The following is a 14,857-nucleotide window of genomic DNA, read 5'->3' as shown; positions in this document are numbered from 1 at the left end:
GCGCGCCATGCATCTGATCCTCACCGACGATGACTTTGCCGAGCTGGAAGCCCGCCTCCATGCGGCCGGCGCAAACGCCTGCCTGCAGGACCGCGTGGCCCTGGCCTGGCATCTGCGCGAACGTCAGACACGGCGCGCGCAACAGCTGGCGGATCAGCTGCTGCGCGAGCTGCAGGATGCCCCAGCCAACCATGCGCTGAACTCCGGCGCCACGGCCGCGGGCCTGCGCCTGCGCTTGCAGCTCTTGCAGGCCGAGTGCTTGTGGCTGTTCGCCGAGCTGGACGCGGCCCAGGCGCAAGCGCGTCAGGTGGTGGAGCTGGCGCGCCAGCAAGGCGAGATGCGGGTGCTGTCCGATGCCCATCTGCTGTTGGCCCAGATCGCTGGCGACCGCTACGACCTGGCCCTGCGCTGCCGCGAGCTCGATGCCGCGGCCAGCGTGGCCGTGGGCTGCGACGACGATTTCCGCCTGGAGTTTGCCCAGCTCGGCCTGGCCCATGCAGCCTTGCGCCAGGATGGCCCGGCCGCCGCCGCGCAGTGGAGCCTGCATGTGCGCGAACGCCTGGCCCAAGCCCTGCACCCGGCGCTGCATGTGCTGTGCAACGAGTTTCTGGCCTTCGAGGCCTTGCAACGCTCGGACTTCCGCACGGTGTTTCAGGCCTGCAGCCACACCGTCACCGAGCTGACCCGCGCCGGCCTGCTGCGCCAGATTGCGTTGACGCTGACGACCATGGGCGTGGCCTTCTCCAACCTCGGCGACGACGCCCAGGCCATGGAATGGATGCAGCGCAGCCTGAGCCGCGCGCGGCCGACCGGCTGGCCGCTGGTGCAGGGCCTGGCTCTGTTGCAGGTGAGCACCGTGCAATGCCGGCTGGGCGAGTTGGAGGCCTCGCAGCAGTCCCTCAACGAAGGCCTGGCCCTGCTGGCACCGCTGCAAAGCTCACGCGCCTACAGCCTGGGTCTGGTGTACCTGGCCGAGCTGCAACGCGACTTGAAGCAGCCCGAAGCCGCCCTGGCCACCGCCCTGCGCCTGGAGGCGCCGGGGCCCATCCCGCGCAGCCTGGACCTGCGCCTCAATGCCATGTGCGTGGCCGCGCTCTGCCTGTCCGAGCTGGGGCGTGCCGAAGAGGCCATGGCCACGGCTGAGAAAGCCCTGGCCCTGGCCCAGCCCAGCCATTTGGCCTATCACCACTGCGAGGCCTTGCGCGTGCTGGCCACCCTGCATGAGCGCCACACCCTGCCACCACCGTCCGGCATGCAGGAGGCCAGCGCCAGCCTGCACTACCTGCTGCGGTCCCTGGCCGTGTACGCGCCCGAGGCCCAGCACAATGTGCCGCCCGCGGTGTTCGACGCCATTGCCAGCGAGTACGCGCGGCTCGGCGATGGCCTGCAGGCCTATCACTACGCCGGGCGGGCGCGCGCGGCCAGCGAAAGCGTGCACAAGCAGGACGTCAGCAAGCGTTTGATGTCCATGGAGGCGCGCTTTCAGGCCGAACGCACGGCGGCCGAGAGCGAGCATCTGCGCCAGCTGGCCGCGGCCTCGGCCGAACGCGCCGAGCTGCTCAGCCAGACCGGCGCGACGCTGGAAAAGCTCAGCCTGATCGGCCAGGAGATCACCGCCCATCTGCAGGAGCAGGCGGTCTACGCCACCCTGGACCGCAATGTCCATGGCCTGCTGACGGCCAACCATTTCGCCGTCTACCTGCTCGACGAGGCGGCTCAGGAACTGCGCCTGGCCTACGGCACCGAGAACGGCCGGCCGATCACGCCTTTTGCCATCCGCTGCGATTCGCCACAATCCCAGGCGGCACGCTGCGCCCGCGAGCGCTGCGAGCTGTTCCGCGACATCAGCCCGGACACGCCGCAGCACCTGGCCCCGGGCACGCAGCCGACCCTGAGCTCCATGTTCATGCCCCTGCTGGCCAATGACCGGGTGCTGGGCGTGATGTCCATCCAGTCCAGCCAGGCGTTTGCCTACGCCGACCGTGAGCGCCTGATCTTCCGCAGCCTGGCCGCCTACGGCTCGATCGCGCTGGAGAACACGCGCAACTACCGCCGCCTGGAAAGCACCCTGGGCCATCTGCACCAGGCCCAGGCCGAGGTCCTGGAGAAGAACCAGGAGCTGGAACGCGCCTACCAATCGCTCAAGGACATCAGCCTGACCGACCCGCTGACCGGCCTGCGCAACCGCCGCTTTCTGGAGCAGCACCTGGCCGCCGAGGTGGCGCAATGCCTGCGCCTCTATCAAGACTGGCGGCGCCAGCCCGAACGGCCACGCCCGACGGAGTCGGACCTGGTCTTTCTGCTGGTCGACATCGACCACTTCAAGCAGGTCAACGACGACTGGGGCCACCCGGCCGGCGATGCGGTGCTGGTGCAGATGCGCGAGCGCCTGCGCCGCGCCTGCCGCGAATCGGACTATCTGGTGCGCTGGGGCGGCGAGGAGTTCCTGGTCGTGGCGCGCGGCGTGGACGCCGAGGCCGGCCCGCAGTTCGCCGAGCGCATCCGCGCGGCCGTGGCCCAGCAACCCTTTGCCATCGCAGCCGATGCGACCCTGGCCCTGAGCTGCTCGGTCGGCTTCGCTGCCCTGCCCTTCATCCCCAGCCAGGCCGAGCGCCTGGACTGGCAGCAGGTCGTCAGCCTGGCCGACCAGGCCCTCTACATGGCCAAGCGCGCCGGCCGCAACACCTGGGTGGGCCTCAGCGCCAGCGCGGCCTGTGCCGAGCTGGCTGAGCTCGGTGAGCTGCTCAGCGCCCCGCAGGCCTGCGTGAGCCGGGGCCTGCTGCGACAAAGCCGGTCGGGACTGCCGGCGCCTGCGGGCAATCCCGCTGCGTCGCTCGCGCCCAGCGGCCCACAATTCGCCGCTTCAATGCTCTGAACATGCACCCGTCTTGGACTTCCGTTACGCCTTCTTTCCCATCTGGCGCCAGCAAACCGCGCTGACCACCGCCGGTGTCATGGCCGTGGCCGTGGGCCATGCCCTCGTCACCGGCGAGCCGCTGCGCAAACCCGATCTGCTGCTGAACCTGGCCATGGGCCTGCTGTGCGGGCTGATCGTCAGCATTCCGGTGGCCATCTGCCGCTTCTCCGTCAGCGCCGAAGGCCTGCGCACCTTCGACAGCTGGGGCCGCTGGCGCCAGATTGCCTGGGCTGACATTGCCGCGGTGGAGCCGGCCCGCTACCTGCTGTGGCCGCATCTGCGCCTGCAGGTGGACGGCCAATCCCGCGGGTTCTGGCTGCCGCTCCAGCTCAAGGACATGGCCGGGCTGCGCACCGCCGTGATCGAGCAGGCCGGCGCCCGCCATCCCCTGGCCGTGGCCTTGCCACAAGCCGCACAGCCCGCGCGGCGCGAAGGCTGAGCGAGGGCCGACTCCTCGGCCCTCGCTGCACGCATGAGGTGCAGCAACACGGCCGCCTTCTGACGGCTCTATAGTGTCCGCAAGCCAGGGCCGCTGCCGTGCCCTGTTTCCCCCTGCCCCTTCCTCTCTGAACAGGAGTCGCCATGGCCAAGAAGTCCGTCGCCAAATCTGCCAACGCCGCTGCCAGCATCAATATCGGCATCAGCGAGAAAGACCGCGCCACCATCGCCGCCGGTCTGTCCAAGCTGCTGGCCGACACCTACACGCTCTACCTGACCACGCACAACTTCCACTGGAACGTGACCGGGCCGATGTTCAACACCCTGCACACCATGTTCATGGCCCAGTACACCGAGCTGTGGAACGCGGTCGACCCGATCGCCGAGCGCATCCGCTCGCTGGGCCATGTGGCGCCGGGCTCCTACGCCCAGTTCGCCCAGCTCAGCAGCCTGCCCGATGCCCCGACCCAGCCGCCCAAGGCCCTGGAGATGGTGCGCATCCTGGTCGAAGGCCACGAAGGCGTGGCCCGCACGGCACGCAGCCTGTTCGCCGCCGTCGACAAGGCCAGCGACGAGCCCAGCGCCGACCTGCTGACCCAGCGACTGACGGTGCATGAACAGACGGCCTGGATGCTCAGGAGTCTGCTGGAGGACTGAGGCCCAGGCCCAGCCAAGCGGGCGCGTCACCCTATGATCGCGCCCCTATGACGACCGCAAGCGCCGAACCCGTGGCTGCCGACCCGCGCGGCGACACCTGCCCGAATTGCCAGCAGACCCTGCCCGATCCTCAACCGGCGTATTGCCCGGCCTGCGGTCAGGAGACCGCGCTACGCGTGCCTACGCTGGCGGACTTCGCCAAGGAGTACGGGGGGCACCTGCTGGCGACGGAAGGTGCCTTGTGGCGCACGATGCGCGGCCTGCTTCGCCCCGGCCATTTGACCTTGGCCTACCTGGCCGGGCAAAGGCGGCGCTACCTCACACCGCTGCGTCTGTTCCTGAGCATCTGCCTGCTTTGCGTGGGGCTGGTGCATTGGGTTCGGCCAGCCCATGAGAAACCGACCGATCAAGTGTCCTTCGTCCATGCCAAGATCGGCGTGAAGGACGGGCGCTTCGTTTGCGAAAGCCTGCCTGCCGAGCGTTGTGTCTATTGGCAGCGGCGGATCTCGGCCGACCCCGAGCTGCTGAAGGATCTGGAGCAGGCTCGCAGAAGCAACAACCAGATGACTCGCCAGGCCGTGTTCCTGGCCATGCCGCCGTCCTTGGCGCTGCTCCTGCTGCTGGTGTACTGGCCACGCAAGCAGGCTTTTGGCCTGCACATGGTCGCCTCACTTCATCTGCACAGCTTCATGCTGCCCCTGATCACGGCCCAGGTGCTGCTGGCGCGCTGGTTTCCAGGTGTGGCCTGGATCAGCGGGGGCTCACTGGCGGCCGTGGTGCTGGCCTTCAGCGCGGTGACGCTGCAGCGCATCTACCAGGGCAGGCCATGGCTGACGGGCGTAAAGCTCGCAGGTGTCTACGTCGCCTACATCTCGGTGTTCGCGCTGTGGACGGGCCTTGCCGCGAACTGGAACCTGCAGCGGATTCTGATGTGAGCCTGTTGCGCCCCGCCAGGGCCTGCGCCCACCAACACAGCGATCAAGGCACCGATCAAGGCGCCCCGAACCCCTGCCCTTGCTGACGAATGCCCTGCGCGCGCAGCGCCAAGGCCTGGCGCAGCTCGGCCAGGGTGCCCGAGCGGCCGTGCACGCCGACGATCCAGGCCGGATCCAGCTTCTGGGCCTGAATCAGGTCCAGCAGCTCCTGGCCCGTGGCGAAGGCCGGAGGCACCGGGCCGAGCTCGGGGATGTAGAACAGATCGCCCTGAAACAAGGCCCGAGACTGGCTGTCGTAGGCGACCACCATATCGCTGGCATGGCGGCTGGCCAGGGGCCAGAGCTGCACGCGGCGATCGCCCAGATCGAGCGTGTGCGGGCCCTGCAGTTCCTGTACGCGCTCGTCCCAGGCGGCCCAGGCGCTGCCCAGCTGGCGCCGCAAAGCCTGGCGCGCCTCGGGGCCGACCAGCACCTGTGGTGCATCGGCCTGATAGGCCGGCAGCCCGGCGATGTGGTCGCGGTGGGCATGGGAGAGCACCACATGGCTGACCTTGCGCCCGGGCGCCAGCTGTTCGATCAGCGCGCGAACCGAGGCCGCCTCGGCCGGACTGACCGGCGCGTCGAAGACAGCGATGCCCTGGCTGCCGATGCTGAAACTGCTGTGATACCCGCTGCTCAAGCCATCGACCCGGTAGCTGCCGCCACCGAGCGGTGTGGCACGCAGGCCCGCTGCATCGGCGGGCGCGTCGCTGTAGCCGGCCGGCAGGGCGTAGGCCGCCGGCTTGGTGTTGGGCGCCGCCACGGCCTGGACCTGCCAGACCCAGGCCGGCGCCTCGCCGCGCTGCTCGCTGATGCGGCGCGGCTGCTGCAGCCCGCCGGCCAGGGTTTCGTAGTCGCTGTACTCATAGCGCCGCCCCGCGCTGCGGGCCCAGAGCACCCGGCCACTGGCGCCGTCCAGGGCCAGCCGTGCCGGCCGACCGGCAGCGTCCGTGAAGGCCAGACTGCCGTCAGCGGCCGGCTCGCCGCGCACCGCGCTCAAGCGCTGAAGCAGCCAGGCCGGGACCAGAAACTCGTGATCGGCCCAGCGCTCGCGGGCGACCGCAGCAGGCAGGCGCGAAATGGCCAGGCCTTGCCGCCACTTCAGGAGGTCGACCGTGCTGATGCCCTCGGGCAGGCCGAGCTCGAGAAACTGAAACCGGATCGGGCCGGGGTAGACGCTGTCGGTCTCCAGCCGGTAGCGGCCCTGCGGGTCGAGCAGGAGCTGTTGCCGCAGCGGCACGCGCAACACAGCCTCCGCCGGGTTGCGGGCCTGTTCGCCCACCAGGCGTTCGGTCTGCATGTCCAGCTGCAATGCTTCGCTCACCCGGGGCAGCCGGGCTTGCTGTTCATGGGCCGGCTTCTCCTGGGCCACCACGCGGGCAGGGAAGCTGGCAGCGGCACAGGCGAGCACCAGCACCGTCAGGCTGCAGGGCCGAAGCCGTTTCAGGATGGAAGCGCGGGTGAGATTCATGGACAGAGGCACCGTGTTTCAGCCAGGGACGCCGGAGTGTGTCCAGGCCGGCGTGCCTTGCCAAAAGTCACCGGCGGTGCGTGCCCGCAATGCGCGTCCGAAGACCCTGGCCTTCAAGGGCGTCGAGCGAGCGCCAGGTACTTCGGCTCCTCATAACGAAACGCCTGCTCGCCCGCGCGCTTCAGCACCGCTTGCAGATGGGGCAGCGCCTCGGCCTCTCGCCCCTGCTCGACCAGGCATTGGCCCAGGCGCAGCTGCGGCAAGGGCTCCGCCCGGGCCGACTCAAAGCTGGCCAGCAGGGCGCTGAAGGTGTCGCCGCTGGCTTCAAAGTCCTCCAGCAGAAACTGCATGTCGGCGATGGAGAACAAGAGGGTCTGCGCCTGCGCATGGGCAGACCAGGGCTCGGGCAGCAGTTCCAGCGCCTGCTCGAACAGGTCCAGCGCGGCCTCGAACTCGCCCTCGTCGGCCTGCTCATCGGCGCGCTCGACCAGGGCGCGAACACGCGCCACGTCGGCGGGTGACAGCTCAGCCATGGCCGATCAACCCAGCACCGCGGCCATGCCCGCCAGGCCCAGGCCGAGCGCGGCCAGGGCGTCGCCGGCGATCAAGCCACCGCCGACCAGGGAGGTGCTGCTCATGTCATCGGGCAGCTGCTCTTCACCGGCCTTGGGCTTGGGCGCCAAGGTATTGATGGCGCTGGAGATCACGCCGCCAGCAGCAAACCACATCGAGGTGTGCAGATTGACAAAGCCGCCGAAGGACGAGGCGTAGGGGCTGGGCAGCACCACCGCATCGAGCATGAAATCGGTGGCGAAGCCGGCCTTGCTGCCGGCCGCGAAACGCTGGTAGCCCTTGTTGGCCTTGATGATCTTGCGCAGCAGCTCGGTCGCAAAGCCGATCAGCACGCCGATCAGGATGGCTTGCGTCTGGTAGGGCTTGGGCTCGGTCAGGCTGCGCAGGGCACCGACGAATTTGTAGGTCATGGCCGAGGTCCATTGCGCGGGCGCCTGGTCAGCGCTCATCACGGTCTGGTCCAGCTGCAGCACCGGGTAGGCGGTCATGAAGAACTTGGCCACGGCCACGGCCAGCACCGAGCCCAGCAGCAGGCCGGCCACCTGGAAGCGGAACTGCAGGGTCCGGTTGGAGCCCAGGCGCCAGCCGGTGGAGCGGTCCTGCTGCATATCGCCGGCCACGCTGGCCGAGACGAACACCACCATGGCCGCCATCAGGCCCAGCATCGGGTCCTTGAGGCCGATGCTGGCCAGGATCAGCACGGTGACGACAAAGGCGCTGGAGATGGGGTTGGAATCGGTCAGGCCCAGGGAGATGCCGTTGACGATCACGAACAGATAGACCAGGGCCACGGCCAGGATCATGTAACCCAGGGGCTCGTTGAAGAACTGCACGCCGCAGACGATGGTGGCCACGGTCCAGACGCCCACCCAGGCCAGCAGGCGCGGCAGGCTGGCGCGCGGGCCGGTGCGCTGTTCCTCGGGCACGACGATGCGCTCACCCGGCTGGCTCAGGCGGCGGGCGACACGCCAGAAGATCAGGCTCAGATCCACGATGGCCGCACCCAGGATCAGGCCCAGGGCGATCAAAAAGGCAATCTTGCGGAAGGGCTCACCCTCCTTCAGCCAACCGATGCTGACGAAATAAGGTGCCAAGGCCCAGAAGATGCCACCGCCGACGATGGCCGGAATGCCGACCCGGGCACCGACGATCAGCCCGGCGCCGAAGGTGGAAGCCGACAGCTCGATCGCGCCGAGAAAAGCCAGCTTGGCCGCGCCAATGCCGCCCATCAGGCCAGCCCCCATGCCACCGAACAGGCGCGACACCGATTGCTTGAGCAGCACCGGATCGGTCAATGCGCGCAGGATGTTGGCGACCGCCAGACCCGAGGGAAAGGTCAGCTGCATGCGCTCGACCAGGATGGGCGTGTAGAGCATGCCGATGCCGGCGGCCATCATGCCGATGCACAGCATGTAGGTGACCAGTTGCCAGGCCGGCACTTCAGGCATGCCCATCCAGGCCATGGCCTGGATCAGGGTGCTCATGGCCATCATGCCGGCCACGGACGCGGCCGTGGTCTGGATGTAGTTGGCGCCATGCTTGCCCTCGGCGCCGTAGCCGTAGGTGACCACCGAGCCCAGGATGCCGGCCAGCACCTGGCCGCCGACATAGAAGCCGATGGAGAAGTTCATGAAGGCCGCGGCGATGCCACCCAAGGGGCCCAGCAGCAACATGCCGATGGCGGACAGAAGGGCGTAGTAGCCCCAGCTGCCAACCGGCGGCAACCAGGCCCAGCGGCGGGTGTCGATGGGGACGGCCAGGGGCGGATTCAAGGGAATGGCGGACATGGGTGACAAACCAAAACGGCAACAAAAAGGGCCCACAAGGAGCCGGAAGCCGGCGCACAAACGCCGGGAGTGGCGCGCAATGTAACCCCGGGTTCACAATCGGGCCATGCGTGAAGTCACCCCCTCCGGTCTGAACGCACCCGGCGCCACGCGGGTGGCCCTGGTCTGCTTCGACGGCTTCCAGGAGCTGGACGCCTTCATCCCCCTGGCCCTGCTCAACCAGCTGCGCCCCCGCGGCTGGAGCGCCGAGCTGTGTGGGCCGGGCACCATGCTCAGCTCCATGCATGGCCTGCAACAGCCGCTGCAGCGCCCGCTGGAATGGGCCAACGAGGCCGAGGCCGTGCTCTTTGTCGGCGGCCTCTACAACCGCGCCGTGGCCGAGAACTCGGCCTTGCTGGACCGGCTGCAGCTGGACCCCTTGCGCCAGCAACTCGGTGCCTTGGGCTCCGGCAGCCTGCTGTTGGCGCGCCTGGGGCTGCTGGGCGACAGCCCGGCCTGTTGTGATGCCGCCACTCGGCCCTGGCTGCTGGAGGCCGGCGTGCGGGTGCTGGATCAGGAAGCCTTCCATGCCCATGGCCCGGTGGCCACCTGCAGCGGCGGCCTGGCCGCCCCCCTGCTGACCGCCTGGCTGGTGCTGAACACGGCTGGAGAAGCGGCGCTGAGAGAGGCCATCTGGCCCAGCCTGCCGCTGGGCGAGCGAGAGACTCAGCTGACGCAGTTGCTGGCCCAGGTGCGGCGCGGCTCGCAGGGCTTGTGGAGCCGGGACTGATGCGAAGACTGCAACACGTCTTGAAGTTCGGCCTCTGGTTCAGCGCCATGGCCTGTGCGGGGCCGCAGGCCGACGCCGCCCAGGCCACCGCGGCCTCGGCCCCCGCCAAGCCCGCCCTGCGCGTGGCTCACACCGAGGCCATGGCCTACCCTTTGCTCAGCATCAGCCCGCCCAACCGGCTGAGCGGCGGCTTTCTCAAAGACCTGGGTGATCTGATCGCCGCCGAGCTGGGCACCGAGGCCAGGCATCTGCTGGTCGCGCGGCGACGCATGGAGAGCACGGTGATGGGCGGCGAGGCCGACATCGCCTGTTACTACAGCCCGCATTGGATTCCCGTGGCTGGCCCGCATTGGACCGTCCCCGTCGTGCCCCAGGTGGAGCGCGTGGTGTCGCTGGCGGCCCAGCCTTTGCCTTTCGAAGGCCTGAGCGATCTGCAGGGCAAGCGCATCGCCGTGCTGCTGGGCTACCAATTCCCGCAGCTGCAGGCCGCATTCGAGAGTGGCCAGGTGACCCGCCTCGATGAACGCCAGGTCGAGCTGCTGTTCCGCCGCCTGCGCCTGGGCATGGCCGATGCCCTGATCACGTCCGAGGTGGAGATCGCCGGCTACTTCAAACGCTTCCCTGAGGAACGGGAGCGCTTCCACATCAGCCACCGCAGCTTCTCGATCACCGACACGCAATGCCTGGTCTCCCCCGGCTCACCCTGGCGCCTCGCCGCCATCAACGAAGCCCTGACCCGCCTGATCCAGCGCGGCACTGTGGCCCGCCTGGCCCAGCGCTATGGCATGAGCGGTGGGCGCTGAGCCGGCGCCTGCCCCTCTCCCTCTCACTCCTCACACTTCACGGCTCATGTGCGCCGAGCGACCGCTCGTGCGCGTTGGGGCGGGCTTCGCCGCCTCAGGACCTGACAATGCCGGTCCCCGCCTACGCTTCGCTTCGTTTCCAGGTCTGGAACACCGGTGCGAACTCTTTTTGACGAAGGCGAGCGAGATCCCATGAAAACCACGTCCTCTCAGCTGCGAGCTCTGATCGCGGCGCCCCTGGTGGCCCTGATGGTCACGGCCTTGGCGGCCGATCCCAACCCACTGCCCCAGGGCTGGTTCCGGGCCGGCGATGCGGTCGACTGCCGCAGCACCACCGAGCCCCGCGCAGGCGCCCCCACGCCCAAGGTGTTTCTGCTCGACTGCAAGCGCAATGCGCGCGGTTTTGTCACCGCCATGCAAAGCATCCAGGCCCGGGACTACGCCGGCCAGCGCCTGCGCCTGAGTGCCCAGGTCCAGGGCGAGGACCTGTCGCAATGGGGCGGCATCTGGCTGCGCGGCGATGTCGGTCAGGACATCGGCCGCGTTTTTGACAATATGGAGCTGCGCCCGCTCAAGGGCAGCTTCGGTTGGCGCGAGGTCTCGGTCGTGCTGCAGATTCCCAAAGAGGTGGATTCCCTGCATTTCGGCACCATGCTGACCGGCGGCGGGGTCTTGCGCGCCACCCAGTTCAAGCTGGAGATCGTGCCCGACAGCGTGCCCGAAACCCAAGGGCCCGAGCACGCGCTGCTGCTGCCGCGCCAGCCCCAGCATCTGTCGCCGCCGTGAGGGCCCCGTCTCCAGCGGCCGGGCCGCGCGCGCCCGCAGCCCTGGCTGCACGGGCTCTGCGTGAGGAGTTCGGCCGCCCGGCCCTCTGGCCGCAGCTGGGCCTGGGCTTGCTGGGCTTCGGTCTCAGCGCAGCCTTCTGGGCCCAGCACGCCGCCTGGTGCCTGGCCCTGAGCCTGTGGGCGGGCTGCGCGCTGAGCCAGTGCTTGTTGAAGGCGCTGAGCCTGCACGCCGATGCCCGCCTGCAGCGCCACGGCTGGGCGCTGGCCCTGCTCCTGTGCGCCCTCGCCGTTCTGTCTGGCGCAGCGGCGGGCTGGCAGCTCGATCTGCAGTTGCGCAGCCAGTTGCTGGATCTGCCCCGCTGGGCCCAGGGCGAGCCGCTGGCGCGCGCCGGCCTGCACCTGGGCTTTGTCGGCCTGCTGTTGGGCCTGCCGCTGCTGCAACGCAGCCGCCGCCTGGCCGGCGAGCAAGACCTGGAGCAGGAGCGCGACCGGGTGCGCGCCGAGCTGCAACTGCTGCAGGCCCAGATCGAGCCGCACTTTCTCTTCAACACCCTGGCCACGCTGCGCGGACTGGTGCGCCAGCAATCGAGCCTGGCCCTGCCCTTGCTGGACCGCACGACGGCTTTCCTCGAAGCGGTGCTGCCCGAGGTGCGCACGGCCGCATCCACCCTGGGCCGAGAGTTGCACATCGTGGAGCAGTATCTGGCCATCATGGCCCTGCGCCTGGGCCCGCGCCTGCGCTACCGCATCGAGGTGGCCCCCGAATTGCACGACCTGCCCCTGCCGCCCCTGCTGCTGCAACCCTTGGTCGAGAACGCCATCGTGCACGGCATCGAGCCCTGCGAAGGCGGTGGCGAGCTGCTGCTGCAAGCGACGCGCAGCAACACCCATCTGCGGCTGCGCGTGTACAACAGCGGCCAGCCGCTGCAAGCCCGCTCGCCCCAGGCCGGCCAAGGCCTGGCCTTGGTCAATCTGCGCCAGCGCCTGCACGCTTTGTACGGCCATGCAGCCGAGTTTCAACTCCAGCCTTTGACCGATGGTCGCGAAGGCACCGAGGCCCTCTTGCAACTGCCCCTGGGCCTCACCACCCCTGCGGATTCATGACGCCCACCCCCATCGCCTTGATCGCCGACGATGAACCGGTGCTGCTCGAAGAGCTGCGCTGCCTGCTGCAAGTGGCCTGGCCCGAGTTGCAGATCGTGGCCAGCGCCAGCAGCGGCAGCGAGGCGCGCCGCCTGCTGGACCACCTGCAGCCGGACATCGCCTTTCTCGACATCCGCATGCCCGGCATCGATGGCCTGAGCCTGGCCCGGCTGGCCCCACCACAGACCCGGCTGGTCTTTGTCACCGCCCATGCCGAGCACGCGCTGGAAGCCTTTGAACATGCCGCGGTGGACTATCTGCGCAAGCCACTCACGCCGGCCCGGCTGGCGCTGACGGTGCAGCGCTTGCAAACGCGCCTGACGCAGCGCCCGCAGGAGCCCGACGCCGGCACGGTCACGGGCACGGACACGGGCCCGCGCTTCTTGCAAGCCTGGATCGGCAACAGCCTGCGCCTGATCGAGCTGGAGCAGGTGGCCGTGTTGCGCTCCGAGCTGCGCCACACAAGGGTGCAGAGCTTCGACGGCACCACCCTGCTGCTGCGCACGCCTCTGGGTGAGCTTCAGCAAGCGCTGGATCCCGAGCTGTTCTGGCAGGTCCATCGCGGCACGGTGGTCAACGCGCGTGCCATCGAGCGCGTCGAGCGGCGCGAGGACGGCGACCTGCAACTGCATCTGCGCGCTCCAGGCGCTGTGGTGCCGGTGAGCCGCAGCCATCGCGGCCGCTTCAAGGGCATGTAGTGCGCGAGGGCAGAGCGCCGAGGGCCCCGAATTTCAGACCCGCTCGATGCGGGCAGCAAAGCAGCCATAGCCGGCAAATCGGGCCAGCACGAAAGCCACCTCGGCACGGGCGAACTGCTGCTGCAACAGAGCTTCGGCCTCGTGGGCCTCGACCACCTGGCCATCGACGATGCGCTCTTGCGCCGAATAGGCGCGCAAGACAAAACGCGGGCCCAGATAGGGTTGCGGGCCTTGCAGCGGCAGGGCGCCCAGCGGCGCCGTCGACTCCACCGCCGCGGCGCGCACAAACACTGGGCCGAATTCGCGGTACGGCCCGGGCAGCGCAAGCGGGCTGTGGCTGGCCAGGATCAAGGCCTCGCCCGGATGCGCGCGCCGCAGCACATCGCGGCAAGGCTCGCCGCCCTGGGCGATGTGATGCTCCACAGGCTGGCCCAGATCGTCCAGGCCCTGCTCACGCACGCGGCGCAAGAAATCGGCAGCGATCGGTCGCACGCAGTAGCGCTGGAGGGGTGAGATACAGAAGGTCGTGGGGCTCTGGTTCATGGACTCAGTGTCTGGTTCCACGTAAGCCCTGGCCACCCGATTCTTGCGCGCTGCGGCCCCAACGAGCGCGCCTCGGCTGTGGCGTCGATGGCACGCAGGGCGGCTACCGCACAAATACAAGCAGTGGCATCATGACCTGACCCCTAGGCAGTATCAGGAGTTCACCATGCGCTTTGCATCACAGGGCCGATCGGCCCTCGCTTGGGTTCTGGTGGGAGGGTGGCTGGCCGGTGCCGGCGCATCGGCGCATGCCGATGAATGGAGCTTCTCAGGCTTCGCCACCTTGGGGATGGGCAAGACCATCTCCGGGGTCAAGCAGGACTATTACGGCTTCAAGTGCCCCTGCTACATCGCCAACTACCCCGACGTCGGCATTTACCGCGACTCCATCTCGCTCAAGCCTGACAGCCGCGCCGGCGTGCAGCTGATCTATCGGCCGAGCGACAGCATCAGCTTCACCGGCCAGCTGACCGGCCATGCCGCCAACGACATGAAGCCCACGCTCGATTGGGCCTATGCCAGCTGGAACCTGAACGAGAGCCTGACCCTGCAGGCCGGCCGCAAGCGCCTGCCCCTGTTCGGCTACTCGGACTTTTTCCATGTCGGCTACGCCTACCCGTGGATCCGGCCGCCGGGCGATCTCTATGGCTGGCAGATCGTGGCCTACAACGGTGCCAATCTGCAGTACCGCCGCAGCATCGGCAGCATCTCCGTGTCCGCCAATGTCTGGGCCGGCAGCGAGTCGGACAAGGACAACCGCATGCTGGGCCAGATCTACTACGGCGACAAGGTCGAGGAGAAGTGGAAAGGCATCTTTGGTGGCTTCGTCGAGCTGAGCAACGACTGGGGCTCGCTGCGCTTCGTGGCCATGAGCAACAAGGTGGATCGCTTTCTTGGCACCGGTGCCGCACGCAGCGTCAACAAGGATGGGGTGAAACAGAACTTCTACGGCATCACCGCCAATGTGGACCATGGCAACTTCGTGCTGCGCAGCGAGATCAATCGCTTCGTCCGGCCTGATGCTCCGAAAGACATCTACAACGTCTACTTCCTCAGCGCCGGCTACCGCTTTGGTGACTGGCTGCCCATGCTGACCTACTCGCGCTTCAGCGAGGATTTCAAGGACGACCCCACGGCCAACGAAAAGCACAACACCTGGATCGCCACGCTGCGCTGGGACTTCCGGGCCGACAGCGCCTTGAAACTCCAGTACGACGTTTTCAAGGACAAGTCCGCGTTCCCCTTTGTGGGCAACGCCAAGGCCATTGCGATCTCGCTCGACCATGTGTTCTGAGGAGT

At 68.3% G+C, this 14,857-nt stretch carries 14 protein-coding genes; 10 read left to right on the top strand and 4 right to left on the bottom strand.

Going from position 1 to position 14,857, the window contains the following annotated elements; all coding sequences use genetic code 11:
• The first annotated feature begins 7 nt into the window (after window positions 1-7).
• The 4 genes from C1O66_RS16895 to C1O66_RS16880 all read left to right on the top strand — a co-directional run bounded on the left by C1O66_RS16895 (window position 8) and on the right by C1O66_RS16880 (window position 4,947).
• Complete coding sequence (locus tag C1O66_RS16895; RefSeq protein ID WP_165794654.1) at window positions 8-2,875, top strand: diguanylate cyclase; 2,868 nt, start codon at window positions 8-10, stop codon at window positions 2,873-2,875.
• A 13-nt stretch (window positions 2,876-2,888) separates the two neighbouring features.
• Window positions 2,889-3,356: a hypothetical protein gene (locus C1O66_RS16890; protein ID WP_102768955.1), complete on the top strand. Its 468-nt coding sequence runs from the start codon at window positions 2,889-2,891 to the stop codon at window positions 3,354-3,356.
• Between the two features lie 143 nt (window positions 3,357-3,499).
• The gene (locus C1O66_RS16885) at window positions 3,500-4,012 is read left to right on the top strand and encodes a Dps family protein (RefSeq protein ID WP_102768954.1); all 513 of its coding nucleotides are present in this window, start codon (window positions 3,500-3,502) and stop codon (window positions 4,010-4,012) included.
• 47 nt (window positions 4,013-4,059) lie between these two features.
• The gene (locus C1O66_RS16880; RefSeq protein WP_102768953.1) at window positions 4,060-4,947 is read left to right on the top strand and encodes a DUF3667 domain-containing protein; all 888 of its coding nucleotides are present in this window, start codon (window positions 4,060-4,062) and stop codon (window positions 4,945-4,947) included.
• Between the two features lie 55 nt (window positions 4,948-5,002).
• Here C1O66_RS16880 and C1O66_RS16875 read toward each other — a convergent pair whose 3' ends face one another.
• The 3 genes from C1O66_RS16875 to C1O66_RS16865 all read right to left on the bottom strand — a co-directional run bounded on the left by C1O66_RS16875 (window position 5,003) and on the right by C1O66_RS16865 (window position 8,817).
• A complete protein-coding gene (locus tag C1O66_RS16875) occupies window positions 5,003-6,457 on the bottom strand; it encodes an MBL fold metallo-hydrolase (protein ID WP_102768952.1) in 1,455 nt (484 codons plus the stop codon).
• 113 nt (window positions 6,458-6,570) lie between these two features.
• Window positions 6,571-6,990 carry a tetratricopeptide repeat protein gene (locus tag C1O66_RS23965; RefSeq protein WP_165794653.1) on the bottom strand — a complete coding sequence of 140 codons (420 nt, stop codon included), beginning with the start codon at window positions 6,988-6,990 and terminating at the stop codon, window positions 6,571-6,573.
• Window positions 6,991-6,996: 6 nt separating this feature from the next.
• Window positions 6,997-8,817: an OPT/YSL family transporter gene (locus C1O66_RS16865; RefSeq protein ID WP_243392835.1), complete on the bottom strand. Its 1,821-nt coding sequence runs from the start codon at window positions 8,815-8,817 to the stop codon at window positions 6,997-6,999.
• A gap of 106 nt (window positions 8,818-8,923) precedes the next feature.
• Here C1O66_RS16865 and C1O66_RS16860 point away from each other — a divergent pair, with 106 nt between their 5' ends.
• From C1O66_RS16860 to C1O66_RS16845, 5 genes are all read left to right on the top strand, one after another.
• Window positions 8,924-9,586 (top strand): type 1 glutamine amidotransferase family protein, encoded by a 663-nt coding sequence (locus C1O66_RS16860; RefSeq protein WP_108724350.1) that lies wholly within the window; start codon window positions 8,924-8,926, stop codon window positions 9,584-9,586.
• Entirely contained in the window at window positions 9,586-10,389 is an 804-nt protein-coding gene (locus C1O66_RS16855; RefSeq protein WP_102768950.1) for a substrate-binding periplasmic protein, read from the top strand. The genes C1O66_RS16860 and C1O66_RS16855 overlap by 1 nt, the downstream gene beginning before the upstream one ends.
• A gap of 192 nt (window positions 10,390-10,581) precedes the next feature.
• Window positions 10,582-11,175: a hypothetical protein gene (locus tag C1O66_RS23960; protein ID WP_165794652.1), complete on the top strand. Its 594-nt coding sequence runs from the start codon at window positions 10,582-10,584 to the stop codon at window positions 11,173-11,175.
• Window positions 11,172-12,278: a sensor histidine kinase gene (locus C1O66_RS16850; protein ID WP_165794651.1), complete on the top strand. Its 1,107-nt coding sequence runs from the start codon at window positions 11,172-11,174 to the stop codon at window positions 12,276-12,278. Before C1O66_RS23960 ends, C1O66_RS16850 begins: the two co-directional genes overlap by 4 nt.
• Window positions 12,275-13,015 carry a LytR/AlgR family response regulator transcription factor gene (locus tag C1O66_RS16845; RefSeq protein WP_102768948.1) on the top strand — a complete coding sequence of 247 codons (741 nt, stop codon included), beginning with the start codon at window positions 12,275-12,277 and terminating at the stop codon, window positions 13,013-13,015. Before C1O66_RS16850 ends, C1O66_RS16845 begins: the two co-directional genes overlap by 4 nt.
• Window positions 13,016-13,048: 33 nt before the next feature.
• Here the strand turns inward: C1O66_RS16845 and C1O66_RS16840 are convergent, their stop codons facing one another.
• Complete coding sequence (locus tag C1O66_RS16840) at window positions 13,049-13,558, bottom strand: DUF1203 domain-containing protein (protein ID WP_102768947.1); 510 nt, start codon at window positions 13,556-13,558, stop codon at window positions 13,049-13,051.
• A gap of 166 nt (window positions 13,559-13,724) precedes the next feature.
• Between C1O66_RS16840 and C1O66_RS16835 the strand changes: the two genes are divergently transcribed.
• Entirely contained in the window at window positions 13,725-14,852 is a 1,128-nt protein-coding gene (locus C1O66_RS16835; RefSeq protein WP_102768946.1) for a porin family protein, read from the top strand.
• Window positions 14,853-14,857 lie beyond the last annotated feature (5 nt).

This window comes from Paucibacter aquatile, assembly GCF_002885975.1.
Classification (GTDB): domain Bacteria; phylum Pseudomonadota; class Gammaproteobacteria; order Burkholderiales; family Burkholderiaceae_C; genus Paucibacter_A; species Paucibacter_A aquatilis.
This window is presented reverse-complemented; position numbering and strand designations above follow the sequence as displayed.